The following is a 25,557-nucleotide window of genomic DNA, read 5'->3' on the forward strand; positions in this document are numbered from 1 at the left end:
CGAGCCTCGCCGGCTCTCGTCGAGTTGATCGGGTCGCTCGTTTTCCTGGAATTGCTTTAGCGCTTCAGCACATCGACGCCGGGCAGCGGCTTGCCTTCCATCCATTCCAGGAAAGCGCCGCCGGCGGTCGAGACATAGGTGAAGTCATCGGCGACGCCGGCATGGTTGAGTGCTGCCACCGTATCGCCGCCACCGGCGACCGAGACCAGCTTGCCGGCCTTGGTGCGCGCCGCCGCGTGCTTGGCCGCCGCCACCGTTGCATGGTCGAAGGGCGCGATCTCGAAGGCGCCGAGCGGGCCGTTCCAGACCAGCGTCGCGGCGCGGTCGATCCATTCGCCGATGGTCGTCACGGTCTTTGCGCCGACATCGAGGATCATGCCGTCCGCCGGTACATCCGAGATGGCGACGGTCTCGCAGGCCGCGTCCGCCTTGAATTCCTTGGCGACGACGCCGTCGACCGGCAGGATGATAGCGCAGCCGGCCTCGGCCGCCTCGATCATGATCTGCTTGGCGGTCGAGGCGAGGTCATGCTCGCACAGCGATTTGCCGACATCGGTGCCGCGCGCGGCAAGGAAGGTGTTGGCCATGCCGCCACCGATGACCAGCGCGTCGACCTTCTTCACCAGGTTCATCAACAGGTCGATCTTGGTCGAGACCTTGGCACCGCCGACGATGGCGACGACCGGACGGACCGGATTGCCCAAACCTTTCTCCAGCGCTTCAAGCTCGGCCTGCATAGTGCGGCCGGCAAAGGCCGGCAACAGATGCGCCAGGCCTTCTGTCGAGGAATGGGCGCGGTGCGCCGCCGAAAAGGCGTCGTTGACGAAGATATCGCCATTGGCGGCGAGTTTTTCGGTGAAGGCCGGATCGTTCTTTTCCTCGGCTTTGTAGAAGCGGGTGTTTTCGAGCAGCAGCACGTCGCCCTTGTTCATGGCGGCGATGGCGCTTGCCGCCGTGTCGCCGACGCAGTCGGAGGCAAAACCAACGGGGCGGCGGAGCACATCAGCCGTCGCCTTGGCGATCGGCTCCAGCGAGAATTCGGGCGAGGGGCCATCCTTGGGCCGGCCGAAATGGGCGAGCAGGATGACCTTGGCGCCCTTGGCCGACAGTTCGGCGATGGTCGGTGCGATGCGTTCGATGCGGGTGGCGTCGGTGACCTTACCCTCGGCGACAGGCACGTTGAGGTCGACGCGCACCAGCACGCGCTTGCCGCTGATGTTGCCGATATCGTCGAGTGTCTTGAAGGCGGCCATGCGGGTTCCTTTCGTGAAAATCGGGGGGACCATACCCCGCGCCAACGACGATGCAAGGCTTAGCCCGGGTTCGAAACGAAATTTTGAAGCCGGTACGATTCCGTGCCGGCGGGCGGATGAAGGCAGTACTCCACGATCGGAAGCGTTCAGCTCGCGGTCGTAGCCTTTTCTGGTGCGGGCTCCGGGGCCGGTTTCTCGTCCGCTTGTGCCTCTGCCATCCGCGTCTCGGCCGGCTTGCGCCAGTTGCGGATGAAGGCAGAGAGACGGTCGCCGATTTCGCCGGCGCTGAGGAAAACCGGCACCCGCGCCACCGGCGCGGTCGGCTCGAAGGAAAGGCCGAGGCCTGTGATCTTGCCCTTGTCGTCGACGTCGCGGACGATCAGCTCGATCGGGCCGAGCAGAACGCGGTCGGCATATTCGGCATGGCCGCCGAGCCGCGCGGTGACCAGCGCGCCAACGGTGAGTTTTTGCTCCGCTTCATCCAGGCCTGGCGTGTAGGCCGCCTCCAGTTCGGCGGCGGAGCGTGCGGGGTCGACGGCGAAGGCGCCGAAGAAATCGGCGTCCTCCGGGTCGACCACGGCGCGGCTGGCGAACAGCTTGTCGAGCAGGCGCGGATAGCGATCCGGCACGAAAATGTAGACCTGGTCGCCGGCGGCAAGCCGGCCCATGTCCTGGAAGCGCATCGAGCGGCCGTCGCGCAGCACCAGCGAGGGACGTGCCCAGCGCGGGATGCGCTCGCCGCGCGCCACAGGACTGCCGTGTGCGACGCGATAGGCGAGAAGCTCGTGATGGGCCGAGCCGGGTAGTTCCAGCTCGACCTTGTCCAGCGGCCCAAGCCGCGCCGGCACGATCAGACCGAGGCGGCGCGCCAGCGGTCCGACCGTCCAGCCCTGGATGACCAGCGACACGAGCACGATGATGAAGGCGGTGTTGAAGATGACACGGCCGTTTTCCAGCCCGCCGAGCAGCGGGGTGATAGCGAGCAAGATCGACACCGCGCCACGCAGGCCGACCCAGGAGACGAAGGCCACTTCGGGGCGCGGCAGACGGAAGGGGACCAGGCAGAGCCAGACGGCGATCGGCCGCGCCACGAACATCAGGAACAGGCCGAGCGCGACCGCCGGCACCATGATCGCCGGAAACTGCGACGGGGTCGCGAACAGGCCGAGGATGAGGAACATGATGATCTGCGCCAGCCACGACATGCCGTCCTGGAAACGCTTGAGGATGGTGACGGCGCGGATATCGGAATTGCCTGATATGAGGCCGGCGATATACACCGCCAGGAAACCCGAGCCACCAATGGCGCCGGCCGCGGCAAAGACCATCAGCGACAAGGTCAGCACGAAGATCGGCAGCAGGCCGTGGTCGAGATTGAGCCGGTCGACGAGGCGCACGATGGCGAGGCCGCCGAGCACGCCGACGACAGCGCCGAGGCCCATATTGAGGAGGAAGCCGAGGAACAGGCTGGTGACCAGGACATTGGTCTCGGGATTGGCGTGGGCGGCAATGATCTCGACCAGCGTGATCGTCAGGAAAATGGCGATCGGGTCGTTGGTGCCCGATTCCACCTCGAGCGTCGAGCGCACGCGTTCGCGCAGATTGATCTCGCCGGCGCGCAGCAGGAAGAACACCGCCGCCGCATCGGTGGAGGCGACGGCGGCGCCGAGCAGGAAGGATTCCAGCCAGGTGAGATCGAGCAGATAGTGGGCGGCGACGCCGAACAGGCCGGTGGTCAGAAGCACGCCGAAGGTCGCCAGCGACAGAGCCGGACCCGCCGCCTGCCGCAAGGCATTGAGCGGCGTGCCGAAACCGGAATCGAACAGGATGACCGCCAGCGCCAGTGAGCCGGCAAAATAAGCGATGCGGGCGTTGTCGAACTGGATGCCGAGACCGTCGGTGCCTGTGGCCAGGCCAATGCAGAGAAACAGGAGCAGAAGAGGAGCGCCGAAGCGGAAGGCGATCAGGCTCGAAAACGCGGCGGCGACGACAAGCGCTGTGCCGACCAGCGTAACGAGATAGATCGCGTGCTCCATCCGTGATTTGCCCCTCGAATTCGTCTGCCTCCTGCTTCGCGACAGAGTGGGGCGAAGACGTGACCAGTGCAAGGCGGCAGGGTGGCTTTTTGGCCTATGCCGCTGATTTTCGGGTCTTTTGACGCTCAGGACACAAATTAGCTGGACGCAAGCCACCCCACATGAAAACGCCCGGACAAAGCCGGGCGTTTCAGGTCTCGAAAAGAGAGCTTTGCGATCAGGCGATGGTCTTGCCGAAGGCGACAGCGGTGTCGCCCATGCGGTTGGAAAACCCCCATTCATTGTCGTACCAAGACAGCACCGAAACGAAGTTGCCGTCCATCACCTTGGTCTGGTCGAGCGCCATGATCGAGGAGCGCGGATCGTGGTTGAAGTCGATCGACACATTCGGGTGATGGGTGACGCCGAGAATGCCCTTCAGCTTGCCGTTGGAAGCGGCGATCACCGCGTCGTTGATCTCCTGCACCGTGGTCGAGCGCTTGGCGATGAACTTGAAGTCGACGACCGAGACGTTCGGGGTCGGCACGCGGATCGAGATACCGTCGAGCTTGCCCTTGAGGTCGGGCAGCACCAGGCCGATCGCCTTGGCGGCACCCGTCGAGGTCGGGATCTGCGACAGGGCGGCGGCGCGGGCGCGGTAGAGATCCTTGTGCATGGTATCCAGCGTCGGCTGGTCGCCGGTGTAGGAATGGATCGTCGTCATCATGCCCTTTTCGATGCCGACCGTCTCGTGCAGCACGGCTGCCAGCGGCGCCAGGCAGTTGGTGGTGCACGACGCATTCGAGATGACGATGTGGTCCTTGGTCAGCTGGTCGTGGTTGATGCCGTAGACCACGGTAAGGTCGGCACCTTCGGCCGGGGCCGAAACGACGACGCGCTTGGCGCCGGCGGTCAGGTGGGCGGCTGCCTTGTCGCGAGCGGTGAAGATGCCGGTGCATTCGAGCGCGATGTCGATGCCGAGTTCCTTCCACGGCAGCTGCGTCGGATCCTTGATCGCGGTGACCTTGAACGTCTCCTTGCCGACGGTAATCTGGTCGCCGGATACCGAGACTTCATGCGGGAAGCGGCCATGCACGCTGTCGTAGCGCAACAGGTGCGCATTGGTCTCGACCGGGCCGAGGTCGTTGACGGCAACGACGTCGATGTCCCTGCGGCCGGATTCATGGATGGCGCGCAGGATGTTGCGGCCAATGCGGCCGAATCCGTTGATGGCAACTCTGACGGTCATTATTATTCTCTCCCTGGGAGTTGGAGGGCAGACGATGGGTCCGCAGTTTCATAGCGGCGGAAGCAGAAAGAATCCAGCCGCAGTGGCATGGATTTAAATCGATTAAGTTAGGCCAGCCCGGCGAAGCCGCTTGCGCGGTTTCGCCAGACTTTGAACCTACCTGGTATGCAGGCGGGCTTCCGCCGCCTTGGCAGCCGCTTCAGCGGTGATGCCGAAATGCGGATAGAGTTGCTCGATCGTGCCTGAAGCGCCGAAGCCGGTCATGCCGACGAAGATGCCGTCGGAGCCGATGAATTGATCCCAGCCTTGGCGGATGCCGGCTTCGATGGCCATTTTCACCGGCGCGTTGCCGATCGTTTTCTTGCGGTAGCCGTCGCTCTGCTTGTCGAACAGTTCGAAGCAGGGAACCGAGACGACGCGGGTCGGATGGCCATGCTTTTCCAGCAGGTCGCGGGCGCCGAGCGCGATCTCGACCTCGGACCCGGTAGCGAAGATCGTCACCGCCGCTTCACCGCTGGCGGCTGCCAGCTCGTAGGCGCCCTGGCTGCTGAGATTCTCAGCAACGAACTCAGTGCGCACCGTTGGCAGGTTCTGTCGGGTCAACGCCAGCGTCGAAGGTGTCTTTTCAGACTCGAGAGCGATCTGCCAACACTCGGCGGCTTCTACCGCGTCAGCCGGGCGGAAGACATTGTGGTTGGGGATGGCGCGCAGCGCGGCCATATGTTCGACAGGCTGGTGGGTCGGGCCGTCTTCACCCAGACCGATGGAATCATGGGTCATGACGAAGATCGAGCGGATGCCCATCAGCGAGGCAAGCCGCATCGACGGACGGGCGTAATCGGAGAAGCACAGGAAGGTGCCGCCATAGGCGATGAGGCCGCCATGCAGCGTCAGGCCGTTGATCGCGGCGGCCATGCCGTGCTCGCGGATGCCGTAGTGGACATAGCGCTGGCCGTAGTCGTCCGACGTGATGTTCTTGGTCTGGCTGGTCTTGGTGTTGTTGGAGCCGGTCAGGTCGGCGGAGCCGCCGATGGTCTCGGGCACGGCGCCGTTGATGACCTCAAGCGCCATTTCGGACGATTTGCGCGTGGCGACCTTCGGCTTGTCGACCGAGAGCTTCTTCTTGTAGTCGGAGATGACGGCGTCGAAATTGGACGGCAGTTTGCCGCTGAGGCGGCGCTCGAACTCGGCCTTCAGCTTGGCGTCGGCCTTGGCCAGGCGGCCTTCCCAGTCGGTGCGTGCCTTGGCGCCGGCCTTGCCAGCGGTGCGCCAGGCGTCGAGGATGTCGGCCGGAATCTCGAAGGGCGGCAAATCCCAGTTGAAGAACTTGCGCGCGCCGGCGATCTCGTCGGCGCCGAGCGGCGAGCCGTGCGCCTTGTTGGTGCCGGCCTTGGTTGGCGCGCCGAAGCCGATGGTCGTCTTGCAGGCTATCATCGTCGGCTTGTCGGAATGACGGGCTGCCTCGATGGCATAGGCGATGGCTTCCGGATCGGTGCCGTCGATGTGGCTGGCATTCCAGCCGGAGGCCTGGAAGCGGGCGACTTGGTCGGTGTTGTCGGACAGCGAGACCGGGCCATCGATCGAGATGTTGTTGTTGTCCCAGAAGACGATCAGCTTGTTGAGCTTGAGGTGGCCGGCAAGTGCGATGGCTTCCTGGGAAACGCCTTCCATCAGGCAGCCGTCGCCGGCCAGCACATAGGTGTAGTGGTCGACCAGATCATTGCCGAAGGCGGCGTTCATGATGCGCTCGCCGAGCGCGAAGCCGACCGAATTGGCCAGGCCCTGGCCGAGCGGGCCGGTCGTCGTCTCGATCCCGGTGGCGTGGCCGTATTCGGGATGTCCGGCGGTCTTCGAGCCCAACTGGCGGAAGTGCTTGATCTGGTCGATGGTCATGTCTTCGTAACCGGTCAGATGCAGCAGCGAATAGAGCAGCATCGAGCCGTGGCCGGCAGACAGGATGAAACGGTCGCGGTCGGCCCAGTGCGGGGCCTTGGGATCATATTTCAGGAAGCGCGTGAACAGCACCGTGGCGATGTCGGCGCAGCCCATGGGCAGGCCGGGATGGCCGGAATTTGCCTTCTCGACGGCGTCCATGGAGAGAAAGCGGATCGCATTGGCCATCCGGTCATGTTGTTCACGCGACGTCATGGTTCCTCCAGAAGTGGGGGTTTGGGGGCTTGGGAGAGCCCTTGAAAAGGGTGCGCGACACATAGCAGGCGCGCGCTTTTAGTCAACAAATCGGGTGCACATTTGCCGGTCTTGTGATGCCGGCGGCGAGCCTACATTAGCGTTAGCAGGGGACAGTCGCGAGAGCTTTATTGACGTTGCCTTCACCCGGTGCCTAATGTTTCCTCAATAACGCGTTCTGAACGCGAGCGATTCGGTGATGGGCAGGGCACAGGACGAAGGCCATGACCGGGGAAACGACACTCAAGGAAGTCATCGCCAGGCTGGGTAAGGCCATCGAGGGGCTGGAAAACGCCGTCGCGGCCAAGCTCGAGCACGAGCGCGATTACTCGGAAGCCGAGGCTGAGGTTCAGCGGATGAATGCCGATCGCTCCCGGCTGGCGCAGGAACTCGACAATTCCGAAGCGCGCGCCGAACGGCTGGAGGACGCCAACAAGGAAGTGTCACGACGGTTGGTGACCGCCATGGAAACCATCCGCGCCGTGTTGGACAGATAGGAGCTGGCCCGATGGCACAGGTCACGGTTTCAATCGACGGCAAGCAGTACCGCATGGCCTGTGACGAGGGCCAGGAAGAGCATCTGATCGATCTTGCCGAACGTTTCGACCGCTATGTTTCGCACCTGAAGGACTCGTTCGGCGAGATCGGCGACCAGCGGCTGACCGTGATGGCCGGCATCATGGTGATGGATGAACTCTCCGAACTGCAGAAGCGCGTCAAGGGCATGGAAAGCGAAGTGCTGACCTTGCGCAAGACGCGTGACGACGCGCTGACCAAGGCCGACAAGAGCGACGGCATGCTGACCGACGCGCTTGGTGCGCTGGCACAGCGGATGGAAGACCTGGCAACGACGCTGGCGATCAAGGCCTAGGCGGGACGGTCCCTCTCAGCCAAGGCTTTGCTACGCTTTTGGCCCGATGGCAGCATGAAAATGCTCGCTGCGCCCCGACAAGGGTTTCATATTATCTTGCGACCGCGATTTTTGCGCTAAGATGCGCCGATGTTGGAGCGTGGGCACCTTGGTGGCGGCATGGTTTACCGCTTGCCGTCCTCGCTGCCGACGAGTTCTGCTTACAGGGGAGATGTGCCATGAGCCTTCGTATCAACGACATTGCACCGGATTTCACCGCCGAGACCACGCAAGGGACGATCAAATTCCACGACTGGATCGGTGACGGTTGGGCGATCCTGTTCAGCCATCCGAAAAATTTCACACCGGTCTGTACGACCGAGCTTGGCACGATGGCAGGGCTCGAAGGGGAGTTCAAGAAGCGCAACGTCAAGATCATCGGCATTTCGGTCGACCCGGTCGCGAGCCACGATAAGTGGCAGGACGACATCAAGACGGCGACAGGCCATTCGGTGAAGTACCCGCTGATCGGCGACAAGGACCTCAAGGTCGCCAAACTCTACGACATGCTGCCGGGCGGCGCCGGCGAGACGTCGGAGGGCCGCACGCCCGCCGACAACGCCACGGTGCGCTCGGTCTACGTCATCGGACCGGACAAGAAGATCAAGCTGGTGCTGACCTACCCGATGACCACCGGGCGCAACTTCGACGAGATTCTGCGCGCCGTCGATTCCATGCAGCTCACCGCCAAGCATCAGGTGGCGACGCCGGCGAACTGGAAGCAGGGCGAGGATGTCATCATCACCGCCGCCGTTTCCAATGAGGATGCAATCAAGCGTTTCGGCGCCTACGAGACCATCCTGCCCTATCTCAGGAAGACCAAGCAGCCATCCGCCTGACCGCTTCGTCTCGCCTCTGCGAGCGAAATGATACTTGACTGGGTCACCCGAGGGGACAACCATGCTCCCCTCGGGTGCCGACAGGGAAAATCATTCCTGCGGATGTTTTGTTTGGGCATGCCGTTCTTCCAAAGCCGGGGTCACTTTTGGGCGACATGCATCGAGGGTTGGGGAAGCGCAAATTGGACGTAGCTTTGGCTAGGCCGCAGGTCACCGGCTTCTACGACAAGCCGACCGGGGCCATCCAGTATGTCGTCGCCGACCAGCCGACGAGGCGATGTGCCATCATCGATCCGATCCTCGACTTCGACGAGAGGTCCGGCGCCACGGCGACGAAGAGCGCCGACGCCTTGCTCGATTTTATCCGGGACAATGGGCTTGAGCTCGAGTGGATCCTCGATACCCATCCGCATGCCGACCATTTCTCGGCGGCACACTATCTGAGGCAGAAGACTGGAGCGCCCACGGCGATCGGCAACAGGGTCGTCGACGTCCAGAAACTGTGGAAGGCGATCTACAACTGGCCGGATTTTCCCGCCGACGGTTCGCAGTGGGACAGGCTGTTTGGCGAAGGCGAGACGTTCCGGATCGGCGCCCTTCCGGTCAAGGTGCTGTTCTCACCGGGGCATACGCTGGCCTCGATCACCTATGTGATCGGCGATGCCGCCTTCATTCACGACACGCTGTTCATGCCCGACAGCGGCACCGCGAGGGCGGACTTTCCCGGCGGCAGCGCCGTGCGGCTCTGGCACTCGATCCAGGACATCCTGGCGCTGCCGGGCGAAACGCGCCTGTTCGTCGGCCATGACTACCAGCCCGATGGCCGAGACCCATTGTGGGAAAGTACGGTCGAGGAGCAGAAAACCGGCAACACGCACCTCGTCGCCGCGCGTACCGAGGCCGATTTCGTCGCCCTGCGTGAAACCCGCGACAGGACATTGCCGATGCCGAGGCTGATCCTGCATGCGTTGCAGGTCAACATGAATGGCGGACGGCTGCCGGAACCGGAAGCCAATGGACTGCGGTACCTGAAGTTTCCGCTGGATGGGCTTTGAGGGGTATTTTTTGTGGCGGGCGCGGCCGGTGAAACTGCCGATCTCCCCCGCAAGGGGGGAGATCGGATGTCGCCTCCGCTTTCGCCAACCACACAAGAAAAAAGGCGGCGCCAGTTTCCTGACGCCACCTTGATCTTTGTTGCCGAACCCGGCTTTAAGCCGCCGGCTGTGCCTCGATGGTGCGCAGCGCCTGGGTCTGGCGCTTGGCGGCGGCCTTGACCGCATCCTGCACCTTCTCGAAGGCGCGCACCTCGATCTGGCGCACGCGTTCGCGGCTGATGTCGAACTCGGACGACAGCTCTTCCAGCGTCAGCGGCTCCTCGGCGAGGCGACGTGCCTCGAAGATGCGCCGCTCGCGCTCGTTGAGCACGGCAAGAGCGCCCGACAGCATGCCGCGCCGGTTTTCCAGCTCGTCCTGCTCGATCAGCATCTCTTCCTGGCTTTCGTGGTCGTCGACCAGCCAGTCCTGCCATTCGCCGGATTCGCCTTCGCTGGCCCGGATCGGGGCATTGAGCGACGCATCGCCCGACAGGCGACGGTTCATCGACACCACTTCGGCTTCGGAAACGTTCAGCCTGGTGGCGATCTCGGCGATCTGGTCGGGCTTCAAGTCGCCGTCGTCCAGCGCCTGGATCTTGCCCTTCACCTTGCGCAGGTTGAAGAACAGGCGCTTCTGGTTGGCGGTCGTGCCCATCTTGACCAGGCTCCATGAGCGCAGGATGTACTCCTGGATCGAGGCCTTGATCCACCACATGGCATAGGTCGCGAGGCGGAAGCCGCGCTCGGGTTCGAATTTCTTGACGGCCTGCATCAGGCCGACATTGCCTTCCGAGATCACTTCGCCGATCGGCAGGCCATAGCCGCGATAGCCCATGGCGATCTTGGCGACGAGCCTGAGGTGGCTGGTGACGAGCTTGTGCGCCGCGGAAGTGTCTTCATGCTCGGCGTAACGCTTGGCGAGCATGTACTCTTCCTGCGGCTGAAGCATCGGAAAGCGGCGGATTTCTTCCAGGTAGCGGCTGAGGCCGCCTTCGCCGGAAACGATACTGGGTAATGACTGGGCCATGATAGCGCCCCCTCTCTATTGGAGTGATGCCCCCAAAACGCGGCGGGCATGTGACGCGAGCACCAAAAGGCTCGCCCGCGACAACCGATATATATAGGAACAAAACCAGAAAAGACAGCATTTGTTCAACACGAAACAGTGCGTCACGGTAAAGTGAACAATGCCGCTCAGGTTTTCTATGACCGGTTCAGAGCTTGCGAAAACCGCCGACGAGTTCCTCCATGTCCCCCGGCAACGGCGCCTCGAACCTCATCGTTAGATGGGTAGTGGGGTGGCGAAATGCAAGGAGCCAGGCATGCAAAGCTTGCCGGGAAAATGCCTTGACCTGACTTTTCAGGGGTTCCGGCAGCCGGTTGGCCTTGGTGCGAAAGGCCTGGCCATAGTCCGGGTCGCCGACCACGGGATGGCCGATATGCGCCATGTGGACACGGATCTGGTGGGTGCGGCCGGTTTCCAGCCGGCACTCGACCAGGCTGGCGGTGGCGAATTCCTGCTGATCGACGCCGAAGCGCTCCTGCACGGCAAAATGGGTGACCGCATGGCGGGCGTCGTCGCGCCCTTCTGGCACCACGGCGCGGCGCACGCGGTCGGCGGCGCGGCCGAGCGGCGCGTCGACCGTTCCCGTTGGCCTTTGCGGTATGCCCCAGACCAGCGCCAGGTAGGCGCGTTCGAGGTCGCCGGTCAGGCCGTGATCGGCGAAGGCCTCGGACAGTGACTTGTGGGCGCGGTCGGTCTTGGCGACCACCATGACGCCGCTGGTCTCCTTGTCGAGGCGGTGAACGATGCCTGGCCGGCGCACGCCGCCGATGCCGGAAAGACTGTCGCCGCAATGGTGGATCAGCGCGTTGACCAGCGTGCCGGTCCAGTTGCCGGCGCCAGGGTGCACGACAAGCCCAGCCGGCTTGTTGATGACGATCAATTCGTCATCCTCATAGAGCACGTCGAGCGCGATGTTTTCACCCTGGGGCGCCGCCGGCTCCGGCTCGGGCATGACCACCGAGACGCTTTCGCCTGGCGTCATCTTGCGCTTGGTCTCGTCGACAGGTTTGCCGTCGATCGAAACCGCACCCTGCCTGATCAGCATCTGCACGCGGCTGCGCGACATGTCGGGGCCAAGGCCCGCCGCCAGCCACTGATCGAGACGCTGACCGGCCGCATCCGCGCCCGCCACCAGCACGGTTGGTGCCGCCTCTATCAATTCAGGGGCCTCTTCGCTATGAGCGCTCATTGAAAAACCGTCCGGAACTGTTTTGCCATGGCCAGCCCAATTGCCGAAGAAGACCAGGATAAGCCGCTCGACCCCGAGGTCGAAAAGGTGCGCAGGAAACTCGTCCGCTTCGTCGGTATCAATCTCGGCCTGCTGTTCCTCGCCCTTATGGTGGTGATCGGCGCCCTTGTCTACAAAGCGCGCAATGCGCCGCCGGTGACCCCGCCGCTGGCCGGCGATATCCAGACGCCCGCCGGCGAGCCGATCAGCGGCGATATCGTGCTTCCGGTCGGCGCCAAGGTGATCAGCCAGTCGCTGTCCGGCAACCGGGTCTCGATCGACGCCGAGCTTGCCGACGGCAGCCGCACGATCTTCGTCTACGACATGACAGAACGCCGCGTGATCGGTCGTTTTGCAATTCGCAACAAATGAGCGGGCCGCAGCGATGAGCAAGCCTCGGGGATGAGCAAGCCTCAGAGATGACCGGGTTCGCCGAACATCGTCGTGTCGCGACCGTCGCCCTGGTCGTCGCCAGCTATGACGAGGCGATTGCCTGGTATGTCGAGCGGCTCGGCTTCCTGCTCGTCGAGGATGTCGATCTCGGCGGCGGCAAGCGCTGGGTCACGGTGGCGCCGGCCAACGGACAAGGCGCCAGGCTGCTGCTGGCCGAGGCTTCCGACGAGGCACAGCGCAAAAGCATCGGCAACCAGACCGGCGGCCGTGTTTTCCTGTTCCTCGAAACCGACGACTTTGCCCGTGACCATGCGGCTATGCTGGAGAAGGGCGTCGAATTCCGCGACGCACCGCGTTTCGAGCCCTATGGCACGGTGGCCGTTTTCGCCGATCTGCACGGCAATCTCTGGGATCTGATCGAGCCGAAACGCTAGCCTTGCCGCCGGTTTTTATGCGATCCGGTAAAGCGGCCGAACCCCAGTTGCTTTTTCCCGGCGCTCAGCCTATATCGCCGGTTCTTGAACGCGCCCATCGTCTAGCGGTCAGGACACCGCCCTCTCACGGCGGGAACAGGGGTTCGATTCCCCTTGGGCGTACCAAGCTTTCAAGCACTTAGCCATGCAGGCACAAAGACTGTCCTATACTGGTCGAACATCAGTCTGTGCGCTTGGGGCAGTCGGACCTACGCGATGCATAACTGCTGACTCTAGACGTGGCCAACCAGTTGTCGGCGATATTTTTTATACAGCCACTCAATGCGCTTGTACCAAAGCGGCCTCTGCTTATCGGGGTTGATGGACGTCAGGAAGGCGCCAATGTGGGTGCCTTGCTCAACAAAGGGTCTCTCGAACCAAAGCACCTCGACGCCAAGCGCTGCATCGGCACGGTCGATCTCGTGACCGATCGGCGCGGACATCTTGCGTTCGTCAAACCAGGCGCATCTCGCCGCCGCGGCGGAGCGGGTGATGATGTAGGAATCGGTCGCTTTGCCGTGAGGGGCCGGATAGAGATGTTGTCCACGCTTCAACTTGAACGCCGAAATGTAGTATGTGCCGGCGTTGCCGATATAGATGGCGGCTTTGCGATTTGGATCGCCGAGTTCTGCAAGAGCGAGGTTGAATTTTGTGTTGAAATTGGCTGCCAGGAACACGTCATCCTCTAAAACCAGACAATAAGGCTTGTCGGTCTTCAGAAACTCACGCCAGATGCCGATGTGTTTCAAAGAGCAGGACAGTTCCGCCATCTTGAGAGCGCTTGTCGTGGTAAATCTTGCGACATCTTCCTCAGTAATATCTGGAACATCCCAGTGCAGATACCAGGTGGCCGGAATACCATGTCGGTCGATCTGCCTTGCGATGTGCTGTTCGCGGTCCTCATAGCCATTTTTGACGTGGCAAATACGTACATAGACTTTGTCATCGGGAAATCTCAGCATACGACCCGTATAGCCACTGGCGTTTTGAAAGTCTACGCGCACTGAACGGCCGCAGCCGCAAAGCGTATTCCGGCGTGCAATGCTTGCGCCGCATCACATGTTGCAGCAAGTTATCCGCATGAAACAAATCACCTTAATCCTCCTCGTGTCCGTATCCCTGATTGCCCAGTGTGGCCCGTCCTTCTCCAATGACAGGAGGATCACTGGCACCATTCGAGGGTTCGAATGCGGCGACAATTGCTATCTGACGATTGTCGACGGCAAGAAGGCCGAGCAGGTTGGCCTGTGTGCCGCACCCGAGTGTGAAAGCTGGAACGAGCTAACCGTGATGCCGTCCCGCTACAAGGGAAAACGCGTGACGGTCACGGTCGGGCAAGGCCAGCAGGTCGACGACAGCGGCAATGTCATGGGGGAGATGATGTCCTTCACTAAGATCAGATTTCTCGACTAGCGTGCTGGCGTTGGAGGCAGTTCGCTTTCGACCGAAGACCGCGAATCTCTTAGATCTCTCCGCTTCGCACGATATCAAGATATGCAGTGAACGACACATCCACGGCGCGCTCGACCATTCGATCTATTCCGGCAAGCCGAAAAGTGTTTGCGCGCCTGCTATTCCTCTGAACGGATGACTGCCCATGGCGATCATCGGCTCGGTAGTTTCTGCCTCGAACGCTGTCGACGCGAGCACTGTCCGTCCTAACGGCTTGCACAGCCCTTCGATGCGGCTGACAAGATTTACAGCCTTGCCGATCGCGGTGAAGTCCAACCTGCCGGCAGTGCCGATATTCCCCCAAAGTATCTCGCCGACGTGCAGGCCAATGCCATATCCGAACTCTGGACCCCCATTGCGGCGCCGAGTTTGGTTGAGATGATCTATCCCGGCGCGCGTGGCCTTCACGGCGCGTACCGCCGCGTCGCATGCGGCCCTTGCATCGCGCTCGCCAATCGGGAAAATCGCGAGGACGCCATCACCTATAAACTTGAGAACCTCGCCACCAAATGCGTGCACCGCGCCGGCGACGCAATCGAACCAGGCATCAAGTACCAATACGACCTCGTTTGCATCATGAACCTCGGATAGATCGGTGAAACCTCGAAGGTCCGCGCACAGAAGCGCAGCCCGTATCGTCTCTCCCTTTACTCGACGAGAATGACCGTTGAGCACATGTGCTGCACTGCGCTTTCCCAAATATGCTTCGAGCAGTGCGCGTTTCGCGGACCGTTCTGCGAGTGCGGTCATCGGAGCCGCGGCAAACCGGGAGATTTGCCGCAGCAGCTCTGACTGCGCCTCATCCGGAGTATGATCGAACGCCCACACCAAAGTCGGTGCGACACCGCCCGCACCCTCGTCGAACACGATCGCCCGCGTCGTGCCAAGCCACTCCCGCAGCACGAGCCGGGGATCGGCATTCTGGCGGTCGGCGCCTATCCCCAAAGCCTCGACCACTTCACGGCTAGGCGCTCGCCAGAGCCAGATACGGCGTGAAATGATCGGGTCCTGAGCATCCTGCGCCAGCGCGCCGGCAATGATCGGCAAGCCGTCTTCCATCAAATGCGTTGAGAGCTGCAATAGAAGTCGCCCACCGTCGCCAATATGCGCGGCGTCGTCCAGAAGAAATGAAAGCGATTTTGCGAGAAGCATCGGTAGGAGGTCGCTCGGCACCAGCTTATGCTTACACCTCGAACATCTTCTTGCAACTCCCCACATTCGCTTCAATCATGCACGGCATTCGATGCGGATGTGACCTGGAGTGAGCAATGGCGGATTCGGTTTACACAGAGATTGAGGTCGCGGCGCCACAAGCGACCGTGTTCGCGCTTTTGACGGATCCGGACCAGATCGTGCGATGGATCGGGACCGAAGCGAGTTTGGATGCAACGCCGGGCGGTCTGTTCCTCGTCAATGTCGGTGGTCGCCATATGGCGCGCGGTGAGTTCACCGAGGTGATCCCGGTCCACCGTCTTGCCTACAGTTTTGGCTGGGAAGACAACAAGACCGTGCCGCCCGGCTCCAGCCATGTCGAGATCGACCTGATCGCGAGGGATGCGGGGACACTGATCCGCTTCACGCACAGCGGACTGCCGAACGCAAAGGAGCGTGACAGCCACCGAAGGGGATGGGAGCACTACCTCTCAAGGCTGAAGATCACTGCCGATGGGGGACATGTCGATCCCGACGTGCCGATGAAGAATATGTGATTTTCATCTAAGGGCCGCGGATGCCCGTCATCCGAACCAGGCGCGGCATGCGTCAACGAGGCCCTTTGAACTGCCGTCGCCAAACCGGCCGCTCGGGAAACCCAGCGACCTGCGGGCTGCCGCACCATTATAGCTGCCGACGACGGATCGTTTCGGCGAGCTCGGCGAAGGCGTCCGCGATCCCGGCGCCGCTCTTGTCGCCTGCGTGGAGTTCTTGAAACTCAGCGCTTCTGGCGCAACGCCTCGGATTGAATTAGCATCCGTTCATCAAAGCCCCGGTCGCACTCCTGCAGGATGCGGAATGCGGAGCGCAGGGGAGCGAGGCCGGGCGGCGACTGGGCATCTGAAACCCGTACGCCGGCGAGGCGCGGCGTGGCCGGGAGGAGCCAGATGCAGAAACTACAATCGCAAGCTGTCCATCACATCACGCTCGTCGGCGCCGGGCGCCAGACCTCGATCGATTTCTGGGAAGGCGTGCTCGGCATGCCGTTCATCTTCGAACAGCCCAACCTCGACAAGCCCAGGGAAAGCCACCTCTATTTCGATCCGGGTGACGGCCGGCTGATCACCATCTTCACCGACGAGAGCCGCATGCCGGAGAAGCGGCGCACGCCGACCGATCCGGGTTGCGTCCACCACATCGCCTTTTCGGTGTCGCGCGTCACTTTCCTGCAGGCGGTCGCCCGGCTTGACGAGCGTGGCATCAAGCACAGCGGCGTCAAGGATCGCGGCTTCATGGATTCGATCTATTTCGAGGATCCGCTCGGCCTGCTGATCGAGCTGGCCTCCTACCGCTTCGAACCGCCGGCGGGCTTCACCCATGCCGACGTGCTGATGGAGGCGCACAGGCTGCGCGTCGCGCGCGGCGACTACAACATCGCGGAAGTGCATCTCGCCGACGCGATCCAGGCGCTCGTCGAGCGTTCCCGCGCAACCTTGTCGGACGACCGGGCACCGAAGAACCCATACTGAACAGACCAGGGAGGAACAAGATGGCCAAGACAGCGACGAAGAGTGTTAGGAAACCGGCCGCTAAGGCAGCCGCCAAGCCGGCGGCGAAAGCTGCGGCAAAGCCGGCAGCCAAGGCGGCTGCCAAGCCTGCCGTGAAAGCGACGGCAAAAGCCGCGCCTAGGGCCAAGGCGAAGCCGGCTAAGAAGCCGGTGCTGAAGCTCAGCATGCTGAAGCCGAGCGTCAACAACATGACCGTGCGGGTGTTTGCGCGCGCGGCCGGTTTCGATCATGCCGAGACCGATGCCTGGGGACACACCCGTTCGCCGGAATTCATGGCGCGAAACCCCGCCCATTTGACGCCGATGATCGAGGACAAGGGCCTTCCCAGAGGCGTGTTGTGGGAAAGTTGCGCCATCATGCAATACCTCGCCAACAAGCATGGGCTGGAGAAATTCTATCCCAAGGCGCCGGCCAAGCGGGCGATGATCGACAGCGCCATGTTCTACCTGATCGGTACGCTCTATCCCTATGTGGCGCGCGCCACCTATCCGTTCCTAGGCTTTCCGCAATATGCCGGCGAGGTCGGCCACAGCGACGCCCACCCTGACAAGAAGTCCGAAGCCCAGAAGGCGGCGATGGCGGCGATCGCCGAGCCGCTGGAGGTCTTCCACTCCTTCTTCAGGGATGGCAAGCCGTTCATCGGCGGCAAGAACCCGTCGATCGCCGACATCCGACTGGCGGCGACGCTCGAATTCCTGGCTGTCATCGACTATCCTCTGCCCAAATGGGCGAAGGACTATGTGGCAGCGATCGAGAAGACGCTCGGCAAGGCCTATAGCGAGCCGGCCGGCGACGTGCGCGGCTACATCGCCTATGTGAAGTCGCAGGCCAAGGCCTGAGGTTAGGGATTCGTTAACCAAAGCCCTGTCTACTCGGGGCAATTCGCTTCGGCCCGCGACCACGGATGTACTGGCGCAGAACGTCACAGCGATGGGAAAGGTCGGCGAAATGCCGGCCTTTTTGCTTTGTGCGCCATTGCCGGGCCACGCAAACCTCATCGGGTGTCGCTATTTTTGGCGTCAATTTTGCCGAGAGATGTTGTCATCGCCGGCGTCGGCCCTACCATCCATTTTGGCGGTCCGACATGGATTGTCGGTCGGTGCGAGACGAGGGCTGGCGATGAAAAGCGTTGCGAGGCGGGTTGCGATTGCGGGCGTGATGCTGGCGGGCGCCGTTCATCTTTCGAATGCGGCTGAACTCAACACAATGGACGATGTCGGGGCCGCGATCCAGGCATGCTGGACGCCGCCGGCGGGCGCCGGAACCGCAAGCGTCACCTTGAGCTTCAGTTTCAAGCGGGACGGCACGCTGATCGGTCCACCGAGGCCGACGGCCACCAAAGTGAATGGTGACGCCAAGGCGAAAAAATCGTTCGTCGATGCCGCGACAGCGGCTTTGCGGAATTGTCTGCCCCTGACCTTCTCACCGAAGCTGGCGCAAGGGGTCGCCGGCAACGTGTTCACGTTGCAATTCGCCTCTCCCAAGTAAGCCCCATTGTCGGCTCAGTGGTGACTGCGCCTTGCCTCGGCGTGCCGAGCAAGATCAGGCGTCTCGAAGACATAATCGCTCCAGGCCGATTCCGGAACTTGGCCGGCCAGATAGCATTCCAGCAACAGGCTTTGCTCGGCGTTAAGAGGCCTTGGCGCGCGCTCGTGATCCAGCCCCAGCGAGTGAAACAGGTTTCTTGTCAGGTCCGAGACGGTGAAGTGGATCGACATCCGAGTTCTCCTTTGGTCCTTCAACGCCGAAGGACGGGCAAAGGTTTCAAGCGCATCTGGCGGGTAACGGCGGATTTATCCCGGCCCATTGCGCTGCGGGCCGTCGGCGATGGCCTTGCGCTTTTCTTTTCGGGTTCGTCTCAATCTTGAAATAAAAATGTAATATCGAATTTACAGGAGGCGATTTAATGCAATAGATGAAGTCTCTCCAGGTTGAAAAAGATTGGAAGAAATTAGACGTTACTCATTTAGCCTAAGCTTGCCGAAGTCAAGGACTGTAATTCCAGATTCTCAGCAACAAGGACCAAGTCGTCCCGATGATCCGTTTCTCGCCTCTCATGATGATCGCGCTGATATCGGTGTCGGCGTTTTTTCTCGGCACGCTTTCGTCCTACGCGGACAGCTGCGGCGCGATCAGAAGCCAGTTGCTTTCGGCCGGACGCAGCGGCGGGGCGAGCCCGGAGCTTGCCCAGCTGCGCCGGCAACTTGCCGCCATCCAGACTATCGAGAGACAGCGGCAGTGCACGGCAAAAAGTTCGCTCGGTGGCCTCTTCAACGCTTGCGCCGATCTTGCCAGGAGCCGCACGGATGTGCAGCGCCGGATCGCTACGGCTGGGAATTCGGGCCGCGACACATCGGGCCTGCAGGCGCGCTTCGTCGCGCTTGGCTGCGCGCCTTCTGCAAAGCAACGGCCTGCGCGCGCCGCGCCCAGTACCACCCAATCAGCGGGAGCCACGCTCGGCGGCAATGCGATGCTGTTTTGCGTGCGCCTGTCGGACGGATATTTCTTCCCGGCGCCAAAGTCGCAATTTGCCGCTAGCGGCGACATGAAGGAGACGGCCGATCAGTGCCGGTACATCTGCGATGATCCAGGCGTCGACCTCTACACGTTGAGCGACGCCAGCCTCGAAACCGACCAGATGATCGCGCTCGATACGCGCAAGCCCTATACCGAGCTGCCTGCGGCCTTCAGATACCGCGATGACGCGAATTTCAAGGCATGCGACGTCAGGCGCTATTACCAGCGGGTCACCGAACTGCGGGCAAGGACGGTGACGCCCGCCGACATGAGCAACGCCATCATTCCGCTGCCGACGGCAAAACCGGATCTCGGCACCGTTGCAGCCATTGTCGCGACCGGCGCCGAAGTCTCGGGCGCCGCCCAGCACCAGTCGATCGAGGCCGGCAAGCGGCTGGTGCGCGTCGTAGGCCCGGCATTTTTCCCGGCCGAGTGACCGCTAGCCATCGCTGGAACAGAGAAGCCCTCACGGCGTTTTAATCGACATCAGCCTGGAGAAACGCCATGGCTACGTTCAGGGAAATGCGGGTGCTGGAGATCGTCGGAGACGACTCCCTGACCACCGAACAGAAAATCGCTGAACTGCGTGAGATCGAATCCGAGGCGCGTGGGCTGCAGCGGGCTGCCACGGAGAGCCCGATGGACGACGATGACGGCTGGCAGGACGATCTGCGTCAGGTTCGCCTTGCACTCGACAAGCTCGGTGCGAAAGAGCCGAAAAAGGGCGCTGCCTCGCTGTGAAGACGAGTTGAGCGTCTTACTGGAAAACCGGTTCCCCGCTTTGGGAGCTGCTCTAATCGCAGACCATGCGAGCTCTCTTGCCGGGCTCGCTGACGTTCCTGCATGTGAGCGGTTTCGCCGGCGCGGAGAGGGACGCTGACGGGGCCAGCCTTGTCTGGTGCCGTCTCGGCGCGGCATGGGTGACCTTGCGCTCGGAAAATCGCCTCGGCGGCTGTGGCGCCACCGGAAAGGCGCCGTTCTCGACCTCGGATGGCCCATAGTCGACATTTGGTGGCGGACGATCCCAGAAGCGCCGGACATCGAGCGGTCTCGGAATGACGACAGTGCCGTCGTAACTGCGCGAGCAGCCGCTGCCGAAAAGCAGCGCCAGCCCCATGAACAAAGGCACAATCCGTCCAAACATCAGCAATACCCCTGCCGGCGCTTATATAGCGGCTTCGACCCCGCCGACAACCTGGCGGAATGAAGCAGGCGGTGTCGGCCGATATGTCTAACCGGCCGTTAAGGTTAGCGGATCGTTAATGCTTCTCGGGCACATTCCGCCGACGAACCGCGGAGGAGGGTTCGGCCTTGGTTTTCGGGGTGGGACGGCATGGCGGAAGCGGACGAAACAATCGGCGCGCGCGGCAAGCGCGGGCCTCGCAAATCCATAGCGCATGGCGACGATGCATCGTCGTCCGCCGCCTGCATGGATTCGAACGATGCGCTTCGCCAACTGGTCGAAGCCGGGTCGGACTGGGTCTGGGAGACCGACGCCGAACTGCGTTTCTCCTGGCTTTCGCAAAACTACCAGGCAGCCACCGGCATCGATCCGGCAAGCGTGCTTGGCCGGTTCCGCTTCGACTTCCTCAACCAGGTCCTGAACGGTGACCGCAGCGGCGCCGCGCATCTGGAAGACCTGCAGGCGCACCGACCGTTTCGCGATTTCGTCTATGAGCTGAAAGGTGGCCGCGCCGATTGTCGTTGGGTTTTGACATCAGGCTTCCCAAGGTTCGACAGCGAGGGAAGATTTGCCGGCTATCGCGGCATAGGCCGCAACGTCACGGCACTGGCCGGCGCCTTCAAAAGTCCCGGGCAGGGACCATCGACGGACGCCGAACCCGACCAGCATCTCCTCGACCAACATCTGGCCGATCTCGAGCGAACGATGGACGCCATGCACATGGGCGTCGTGCTTCTCGACGCCAGGCTCGACACGCTGATCGTCAACAAGGCTTATCGCGACCTCTCCAGGATTCCGGACGGCACCGTCACTGTCGGCGCTCCGTTCAGCCTGCTGATGGAACTCAACCGCCGCAACGGCATCTATGGCGACATCGACGAACAGCAATGGCAGCGCTATCTCGCTACCCGCATCGACGAGATTCGCGCCGGCTCCGTTGCGCCGCGCGAGTTTGTCCACGCCAACGGCAGGACCATGATGTTCTCGGTGACGGCGCTGTCCGGGGGCAAGCGTCTGCTGACCTACTATGAGGTCACCGAGATCAAGGCACGCGATGCCGAGATCGAGAGCGCCAACGCCAAGATCGCCGAGACCTTCGTCAATCTCCGCACCATGGTCGACCAGATGCCGATCGGTGTCCTCGTCCTCGATGTCGATATGCGCGCCGAAGTCATCAACCGTGCCTTTTATGATTTCTGGCAGATCGATGCCCGGCGGGCCGAGATCGGCTGCAGCTTCCGCGATTTGATGGATGCCAGCCGCGACATCGATCCGTTTGGCGCCGACGACGCGTCATGGCAGCGGCATATCGCCGAGCGCGAGGCGGAAATCAGGGCCGGTACTGCCGGATCGCGGCAGTTCCCACGCAATGACGGCCGCACGCTGATCTCGTCGATGGCGCCGCTGGCCGGCGGCAAGCGGCTGATTTCCTATGTCGACGTCACCGACATGAAGGATCGCGAGGCCGAACTTGCCGACGCGCTGGAGAAAGCGCGACTGGCGGAAGCGGTGATCAACGCCGTCAAGGATCCGATTTTCGTCAAGGACGACCATTTGCGATTCGTGTTCGTCAACGAGGCGTTCGCTGCCTTGTTTGGCCAGACGCCGCAAGCCATGCTCGGCAAGCCCGGCGGCGATTTCCTCCCGACGAACGCTGTCGCGCTCTTCGAGCAGAGCGAACGTGACGTGCTTGCGACCGGGCGGCCATACGAGGTGGAAGAGAATTTCGAGGCCGATGGCGCCAAGCGCTCGCGCATCGTCAGGAAGAGCCGCGTCGGCATGGCCAGCGGGCGCAACTACGTTGCCGGTTTCCTGTTCGACATTTCCGACATGAAGCGCCGCGAGACGGAGGCGCAGGATGCGCGCCAGCATCTCGCCAGCGTGCTGGAATCCTTGCCGGCGGCCGTGATCATCTACGATCGCGACGACCGGTTCGTTTTCGCCAACCGCAAGATCCAGGATACGCTGCCCGCCTTGAAGCCGGCATGGCAGCCCGGCTGTACATTCCGCGAGGCACTCGTTTTGGGCCATGCGAACGGCTATTTCCGCAACAGCGGCGATCCGCAGGTCGACCAACTCTACGATAGCGACCATGACCGCTGGCTGGACGCGATCCTCGCCCGCTACCGCTTGCCCAATTCCTCCTACGAGCGTCACAACCCCGACGGCCGCTGGTATCAGGTCTACGATATGCGGACCGACGACGGCACCTTCATCGGCGTTCGCGTCGACATTTCCGAGATCAAGAGCCGCGAAGCGGCATTGCGCGATTCGATGCGCCAGATCGATCTGTTCCGGCACGTACTGGACGAGTTGCCGGTGGCCGCCTTCATCAAGGGCCAGGACCTGAGCATCGAGTTCGTCAACAAGGCCTGGTGTGCGATCACAGGCTTGGCCAAGGAGGATGTCATCGGTCGCACCGACCGCCAGCTGTTCGGTGCGCAGGACGGCGACAGCTACAGCCATGACGACACGCAAGTCGCCGTGACCGGCGCCGTCAAGGAGGTCGAGGAACCCGTCACCCATCGCGACGGCACGGTTCGGCAATTGATGACGCGCAAGAGCCGCCTGGTGGCGCTGGACGGATCGGTGCATCTGGTCGGTTCCAGCACCGACATCACCGACGTCAAGGCACGCGAGCGGGCGCTGGAAGAGAGCATGCGCGAGAACGAGGTGTTCCGCAGCCTGATCGACAACGTGCCGGTGTCGATCTACGCCAAGCGCTCCGACCTCAGGCAGTTCTACGTCAACAAGGGCTGGAGCGATCTCACCGGCTTCAGCCAGGAAGAGGCGATCGGCAAGACCGATATCGAGATCTTCGGGCCGGACGGCGAAGCCTTCGTCAATGGCGATCTCGCCCTATTGCGCACCGGCGAAACCCAGGAGGTCGAGGAGACGGTGACTGCGGCCGACGGCAGCGTCAGGCATCAATTCGCCCGCAAGGGGGCGATGATCGCCTCCGACGGGTCGCTTTACCTGATCGGCTCGACCACCGACATCACCGAGCTGAAGATGCGCGAGGCTGAGCTGCGCGAGGCGCGGCAGCGTGCCGTGCTCGCCGACCGCGCCAAGTCGGAATTCCTCGCCAATATGAGCCACGAGATCCGTACGCCGATGAACGGCGTGCTCGGCATGGCCGAACTGCTGGCCAAATCGGATCTCGACCCCAAGCAGAAGACGTTTACCGACATCATCGTGAAGTCGGGCAACGCGCTGCTCACCATCATCAACGACATCCTCGACTTCTCCAAGATCGATGCCGGCCAGCTGGTGCTCGATCCGGCGCCCTTCAATCTCGCCGAGGCGATCGAGGATGTGGCGACGCTGGTGTCGACACGCGCCAAGGAGAAGGACCTCGAGCTCATCGTGCGCGTCGAGCCTCGGCTCGAGAGCCTGTTCGTCGGCGATGTCGGCCGCATCAGGCAGATCGTCACCAACCTGCTCGGCAACGCGGTGAAATTCACCGATGAAGGCCATGTGCTGGTCGACGTCACCGGCGAGCGGGTTCCGACCGGAACGAAGCTCACCATCTCGGTCACCGATACCGGCATCGGTATCCCCGAGGAAAAGCTGAAACTGGTGTTCGAGAAATTCAGCCAGGTCGACACCTCGTCGACGAGGCGGCACGAGGGAACGGGCCTCGGCCTTGCCATCACCTCGCGGCTCGTCGAACTGATGGGCGGCGACATCGGGGTCGAGAGCGCCGAGGGCAAGGGCTCGACCTTCTGGTTCTCGGTCACGCTGCCGAGGGCTGGACAGCAGAACGGACAACGCATCATGCCGATCGACGTGACCGGTGCGCGCGTGCTGATCGTCGACGACAATGCCGTCAACCGCGCGATCCTGACCGAGCAGATGACATCGTGGACGTTCGATTCCTGCGCGGCCGAAAGCGGCGCCGAGGGCCTCAAGGTGCTGATCGCCGCCGCCGCCTATGGCGTGCCGGTCGATTGCGTCGTGCTCGACTACCAGATGCCCGAGATGAGCGGCGCTGAAATGGCGCGCATCGTGCGCAACACCGCCGGTCTTGCCGGCACGCCGATCATCATGCTGACCTCGGTCGACCAGTCGCTTGCCAACACCAGCTACCGCGACCTTGGCATCGATGCCCAGCTGATCAAGCCGGCGCGCTCATCGGTGCTGCTGGAGACGCTGGTCGCCACCATCCAGCGGCATCGCCACAACACGAGCGGCAGCGGCGCCCCGCCGCTGGCAGCCGACATTCCTCCGAGCAATTTTGCACGGCCACAGCCGACGGCGCCGGCGGAACAGCGCGCGCTGCTGCAGCCGCCTTCGATCCGCCCCCGGCCCGCCGCGACGGATGGCGGCGACAGGCTGGATATCCTGGTGGCCGAGGACAATGAGGTGAACCAGATGGTGTTCACCCAGATTCTCGGCGAGACCGGTTACGGGTTCGAAATCGTAGGCAACGGCCGCAAGGCGCTCGACGCCTTCGGCCGGCTCAATCCGTGCATGATCCTGATGGATGTCTCGATGCCGGAGATGAACGGGTTGGAGGCGACCGCCGCCATTCGCCGTCTGGAGGAGGAAACCGGGACGCATGTGCCGATCGTCGGCGTTACCGCGCATGCGCTGAAAGGCGACCGCGAGCGCTGCCTGGAGGCCGGCATGGACGACTATCTGCCCAAGCCGATCAGCCCCAGAGCCCTACTCGAGAAGGTCGAGCGCTGGGTCGGCGCCAGCCGCCAGGCTCAGCGCAACGCCGGCTAAGAGGCCGGCGCCGCGCCGGTTCTGGCCGATTGCGGGGATGCGGTGAAGATTCGCGCCCCAGCCAACGCCAAAGACTATGGCGCGATCGCACCATATCAAAGGCGGCGTCCAGCCGAGACAATGGCCACATTCGAATTCCGCTCTCCAGTTACGGGCGGGAGCAGCGACCGCCAGCATGGAACAGCGTCAACCTACCCCAACGGACCTGTTTTCGGCGATGGCCCGGCCACGACACCGTCTGGCCGAG

At 62.5% G+C, this 25,557-nt stretch carries 24 protein-coding genes and 1 tRNA gene; 15 read left to right on the forward strand and 10 right to left on the reverse strand.

Going from position 1 to position 25,557, the window contains the following annotated elements:
* Window positions 1–56: 56 nt before the first annotated feature.
* From ACSQ3L_RS07175 to tkt, 4 genes are all read right to left on the reverse strand, one after another.
* A complete protein-coding gene (locus ACSQ3L_RS07175) occupies window positions 57–1,253 on the reverse strand; it encodes a phosphoglycerate kinase (RefSeq protein WP_436159308.1) in 1,197 nt (398 codons plus the stop codon).
* 146 nt (window positions 1,254–1,399) lie between these two features.
* Window positions 1,400–3,289: a potassium/proton antiporter gene (locus tag ACSQ3L_RS07180; protein WP_436159309.1), complete on the reverse strand. Its 1,890-nt coding sequence runs from the start codon at window positions 3,287–3,289 to the stop codon at window positions 1,400–1,402.
* A 217-nt stretch (window positions 3,290–3,506) separates the two neighbouring features.
* The gene (gene gap, locus ACSQ3L_RS07185) at window positions 3,507–4,517 is read right to left on the reverse strand and encodes a type I glyceraldehyde-3-phosphate dehydrogenase (RefSeq protein ID WP_436159310.1); all 1,011 of its coding nucleotides are present in this window, start codon (window positions 4,515–4,517) and stop codon (window positions 3,507–3,509) included.
* Window positions 4,518–4,673: 156 nt separating this feature from the next.
* Window positions 4,674–6,665, reverse strand: coding sequence for a transketolase (gene tkt, locus ACSQ3L_RS07190; protein ID WP_436159311.1), 1,992 nt, complete (start codon window positions 6,663–6,665; stop codon window positions 4,674–4,676).
* 263 nt (window positions 6,666–6,928) lie between these two features.
* Here tkt and ACSQ3L_RS07195 point away from each other — a divergent pair, with 263 nt between their 5' ends.
* The 4 genes from ACSQ3L_RS07195 (at window position 6,929) to ACSQ3L_RS07210 (ending at window position 9,508) form a co-directional block, all read left to right on the forward strand.
* The gene (locus ACSQ3L_RS07195) at window positions 6,929–7,201 is read left to right on the forward strand and encodes a DUF4164 domain-containing protein (RefSeq protein ID WP_006200774.1); all 273 of its coding nucleotides are present in this window, start codon (window positions 6,929–6,931) and stop codon (window positions 7,199–7,201) included.
* Window positions 7,202–7,212: 11 nt separating this feature from the next.
* A complete protein-coding gene (locus ACSQ3L_RS07200) occupies window positions 7,213–7,575 on the forward strand; it encodes a cell division protein ZapA (RefSeq protein ID WP_436159312.1) in 363 nt (120 codons plus the stop codon).
* A gap of 218 nt (window positions 7,576–7,793) precedes the next feature.
* Window positions 7,794–8,453 (forward strand): peroxiredoxin, encoded by a 660-nt coding sequence (locus ACSQ3L_RS07205; RefSeq protein ID WP_436159313.1) that lies wholly within the window; start codon window positions 7,794–7,796, stop codon window positions 8,451–8,453.
* A gap of 155 nt (window positions 8,454–8,608) precedes the next feature.
* A complete protein-coding gene (locus ACSQ3L_RS07210) occupies window positions 8,609–9,508 on the forward strand; it encodes an MBL fold metallo-hydrolase (RefSeq protein ID WP_436163388.1) in 900 nt (299 codons plus the stop codon).
* 154 nt (window positions 9,509–9,662) lie between these two features.
* Here the strand turns inward: ACSQ3L_RS07210 and rpoH are convergent, their stop codons facing one another.
* Together rpoH and ACSQ3L_RS07220 are read right to left on the reverse strand one after the other, a co-directional pair.
* On the reverse strand, window positions 9,663–10,574 hold the full coding sequence (gene rpoH, locus ACSQ3L_RS07215; RefSeq protein ID WP_013529255.1) for an RNA polymerase sigma factor RpoH: 912 nt from the start codon (window positions 10,572–10,574) through the stop codon (window positions 9,663–9,665).
* A gap of 187 nt (window positions 10,575–10,761) precedes the next feature.
* Window positions 10,762–11,802 (reverse strand): RluA family pseudouridine synthase, encoded by a 1,041-nt coding sequence (locus ACSQ3L_RS07220; protein ID WP_436159314.1) that lies wholly within the window; start codon window positions 11,800–11,802, stop codon window positions 10,762–10,764.
* Window positions 11,803–11,829: 27 nt separating this feature from the next.
* On the opposite strand from ACSQ3L_RS07220, the gene ACSQ3L_RS07225 reads away from it, so the two are divergent.
* From ACSQ3L_RS07225 to ACSQ3L_RS07235, 3 genes are all read left to right on the forward strand, one after another.
* The gene (locus ACSQ3L_RS07225; RefSeq protein ID WP_436159315.1) at window positions 11,830–12,213 is read left to right on the forward strand and encodes a fimbrial protein; all 384 of its coding nucleotides are present in this window, start codon (window positions 11,830–11,832) and stop codon (window positions 12,211–12,213) included.
* Window positions 12,214–12,260: 47 nt separating this feature from the next.
* Window positions 12,261–12,668 carry a VOC family protein gene (locus tag ACSQ3L_RS07230; RefSeq protein ID WP_436159316.1) on the forward strand — a complete coding sequence of 136 codons (408 nt, stop codon included), beginning with the start codon at window positions 12,261–12,263 and terminating at the stop codon, window positions 12,666–12,668.
* Between the two features lie 90 nt (window positions 12,669–12,758).
* A tRNA-Glu gene (locus ACSQ3L_RS07235) sits at window positions 12,759–12,833 on the forward strand.
* A gap of 107 nt (window positions 12,834–12,940) precedes the next feature.
* Here the strand turns inward: ACSQ3L_RS07235 and ACSQ3L_RS07240 are convergent.
* Window positions 12,941–13,669 carry a glycosyltransferase family 25 protein gene (locus tag ACSQ3L_RS07240; protein ID WP_436159317.1) on the reverse strand — a complete coding sequence of 243 codons (729 nt, stop codon included), beginning with the start codon at window positions 13,667–13,669 and terminating at the stop codon, window positions 12,941–12,943.
* A 118-nt stretch (window positions 13,670–13,787) separates the two neighbouring features.
* Here ACSQ3L_RS07240 and ACSQ3L_RS07245 point away from each other — a divergent pair, with 118 nt between their 5' ends.
* The gene (locus ACSQ3L_RS07245) at window positions 13,788–14,120 is read left to right on the forward strand and encodes a hypothetical protein (protein ID WP_436159318.1); all 333 of its coding nucleotides are present in this window, start codon (window positions 13,788–13,790) and stop codon (window positions 14,118–14,120) included.
* Between the two features lie 123 nt (window positions 14,121–14,243).
* Here ACSQ3L_RS07245 and ACSQ3L_RS07250 read toward each other — a convergent pair whose 3' ends face one another.
* Window positions 14,244–15,332, reverse strand: coding sequence for an adenylate/guanylate cyclase domain-containing protein (locus tag ACSQ3L_RS07250; RefSeq protein ID WP_436159319.1), 1,089 nt, complete (start codon window positions 15,330–15,332; stop codon window positions 14,244–14,246).
* 95 nt (window positions 15,333–15,427) lie between these two features.
* Between ACSQ3L_RS07250 and ACSQ3L_RS07255 the strand changes: the two genes are divergently transcribed.
* The 4 genes from ACSQ3L_RS07255 (at window position 15,428) to ACSQ3L_RS07270 (ending at window position 18,367) form a co-directional block, all read left to right on the forward strand.
* Window positions 15,428–15,868: an SRPBCC family protein gene (locus ACSQ3L_RS07255; protein ID WP_436159320.1), complete on the forward strand. Its 441-nt coding sequence runs from the start codon at window positions 15,428–15,430 to the stop codon at window positions 15,866–15,868.
* A 390-nt stretch (window positions 15,869–16,258) separates the two neighbouring features.
* Window positions 16,259–16,840, forward strand: coding sequence for a VOC family protein (locus ACSQ3L_RS07260; RefSeq protein ID WP_436159321.1), 582 nt, complete (start codon window positions 16,259–16,261; stop codon window positions 16,838–16,840).
* Window positions 16,841–16,860: 20 nt separating this feature from the next.
* Complete coding sequence (locus ACSQ3L_RS07265) at window positions 16,861–17,718, forward strand: glutathione S-transferase family protein (protein WP_436159322.1); 858 nt, start codon at window positions 16,861–16,863, stop codon at window positions 17,716–17,718.
* A gap of 280 nt (window positions 17,719–17,998) precedes the next feature.
* The gene (locus ACSQ3L_RS07270) at window positions 17,999–18,367 is read left to right on the forward strand and encodes a hypothetical protein (RefSeq protein ID WP_436163389.1); all 369 of its coding nucleotides are present in this window, start codon (window positions 17,999–18,001) and stop codon (window positions 18,365–18,367) included.
* 14 nt (window positions 18,368–18,381) lie between these two features.
* Here the strand turns inward: ACSQ3L_RS07270 and ACSQ3L_RS07275 are convergent, their stop codons facing one another.
* Window positions 18,382–18,597, reverse strand: a complete 216-nt coding sequence (locus tag ACSQ3L_RS07275; RefSeq protein WP_436159323.1) for a hypothetical protein — start codon at window positions 18,595–18,597, stop codon at window positions 18,382–18,384.
* Window positions 18,598–18,914: 317 nt separating this feature from the next.
* Between ACSQ3L_RS07275 and ACSQ3L_RS07280 the strand changes: the two genes are divergently transcribed.
* Together ACSQ3L_RS07280 and ACSQ3L_RS07285 are read left to right on the forward strand one after the other, a co-directional pair.
* Window positions 18,915–19,832: a DUF2865 domain-containing protein gene (locus tag ACSQ3L_RS07280; protein ID WP_436159324.1), complete on the forward strand. Its 918-nt coding sequence runs from the start codon at window positions 18,915–18,917 to the stop codon at window positions 19,830–19,832.
* 68 nt (window positions 19,833–19,900) lie between these two features.
* On the forward strand, window positions 19,901–20,137 hold the full coding sequence (locus ACSQ3L_RS07285) for a hypothetical protein (protein ID WP_436159325.1): 237 nt from the start codon (window positions 19,901–19,903) through the stop codon (window positions 20,135–20,137).
* A 52-nt stretch (window positions 20,138–20,189) separates the two neighbouring features.
* On the opposite strand, the gene ACSQ3L_RS07290 is transcribed toward ACSQ3L_RS07285, so the two are convergent.
* Window positions 20,190–20,540, reverse strand: coding sequence for a hypothetical protein (locus tag ACSQ3L_RS07290; protein ID WP_436159326.1), 351 nt, complete (start codon window positions 20,538–20,540; stop codon window positions 20,190–20,192).
* A gap of 189 nt (window positions 20,541–20,729) precedes the next feature.
* On the opposite strand from ACSQ3L_RS07290, the gene ACSQ3L_RS07295 reads away from it, so the two are divergent.
* Complete coding sequence (locus ACSQ3L_RS07295; RefSeq protein WP_436159327.1) at window positions 20,730–25,310, forward strand: PAS domain-containing protein; 4,581 nt, start codon at window positions 20,730–20,732, stop codon at window positions 25,308–25,310.
* Window positions 25,311–25,557: the final 247 nt, after the last annotated feature.

It is taken from the genome of Mesorhizobium sp. LjRoot246 (assembly GCF_964254115.1).
Lineage (GTDB): Bacteria > Pseudomonadota > Alphaproteobacteria > Rhizobiales > Rhizobiaceae > Mesorhizobium.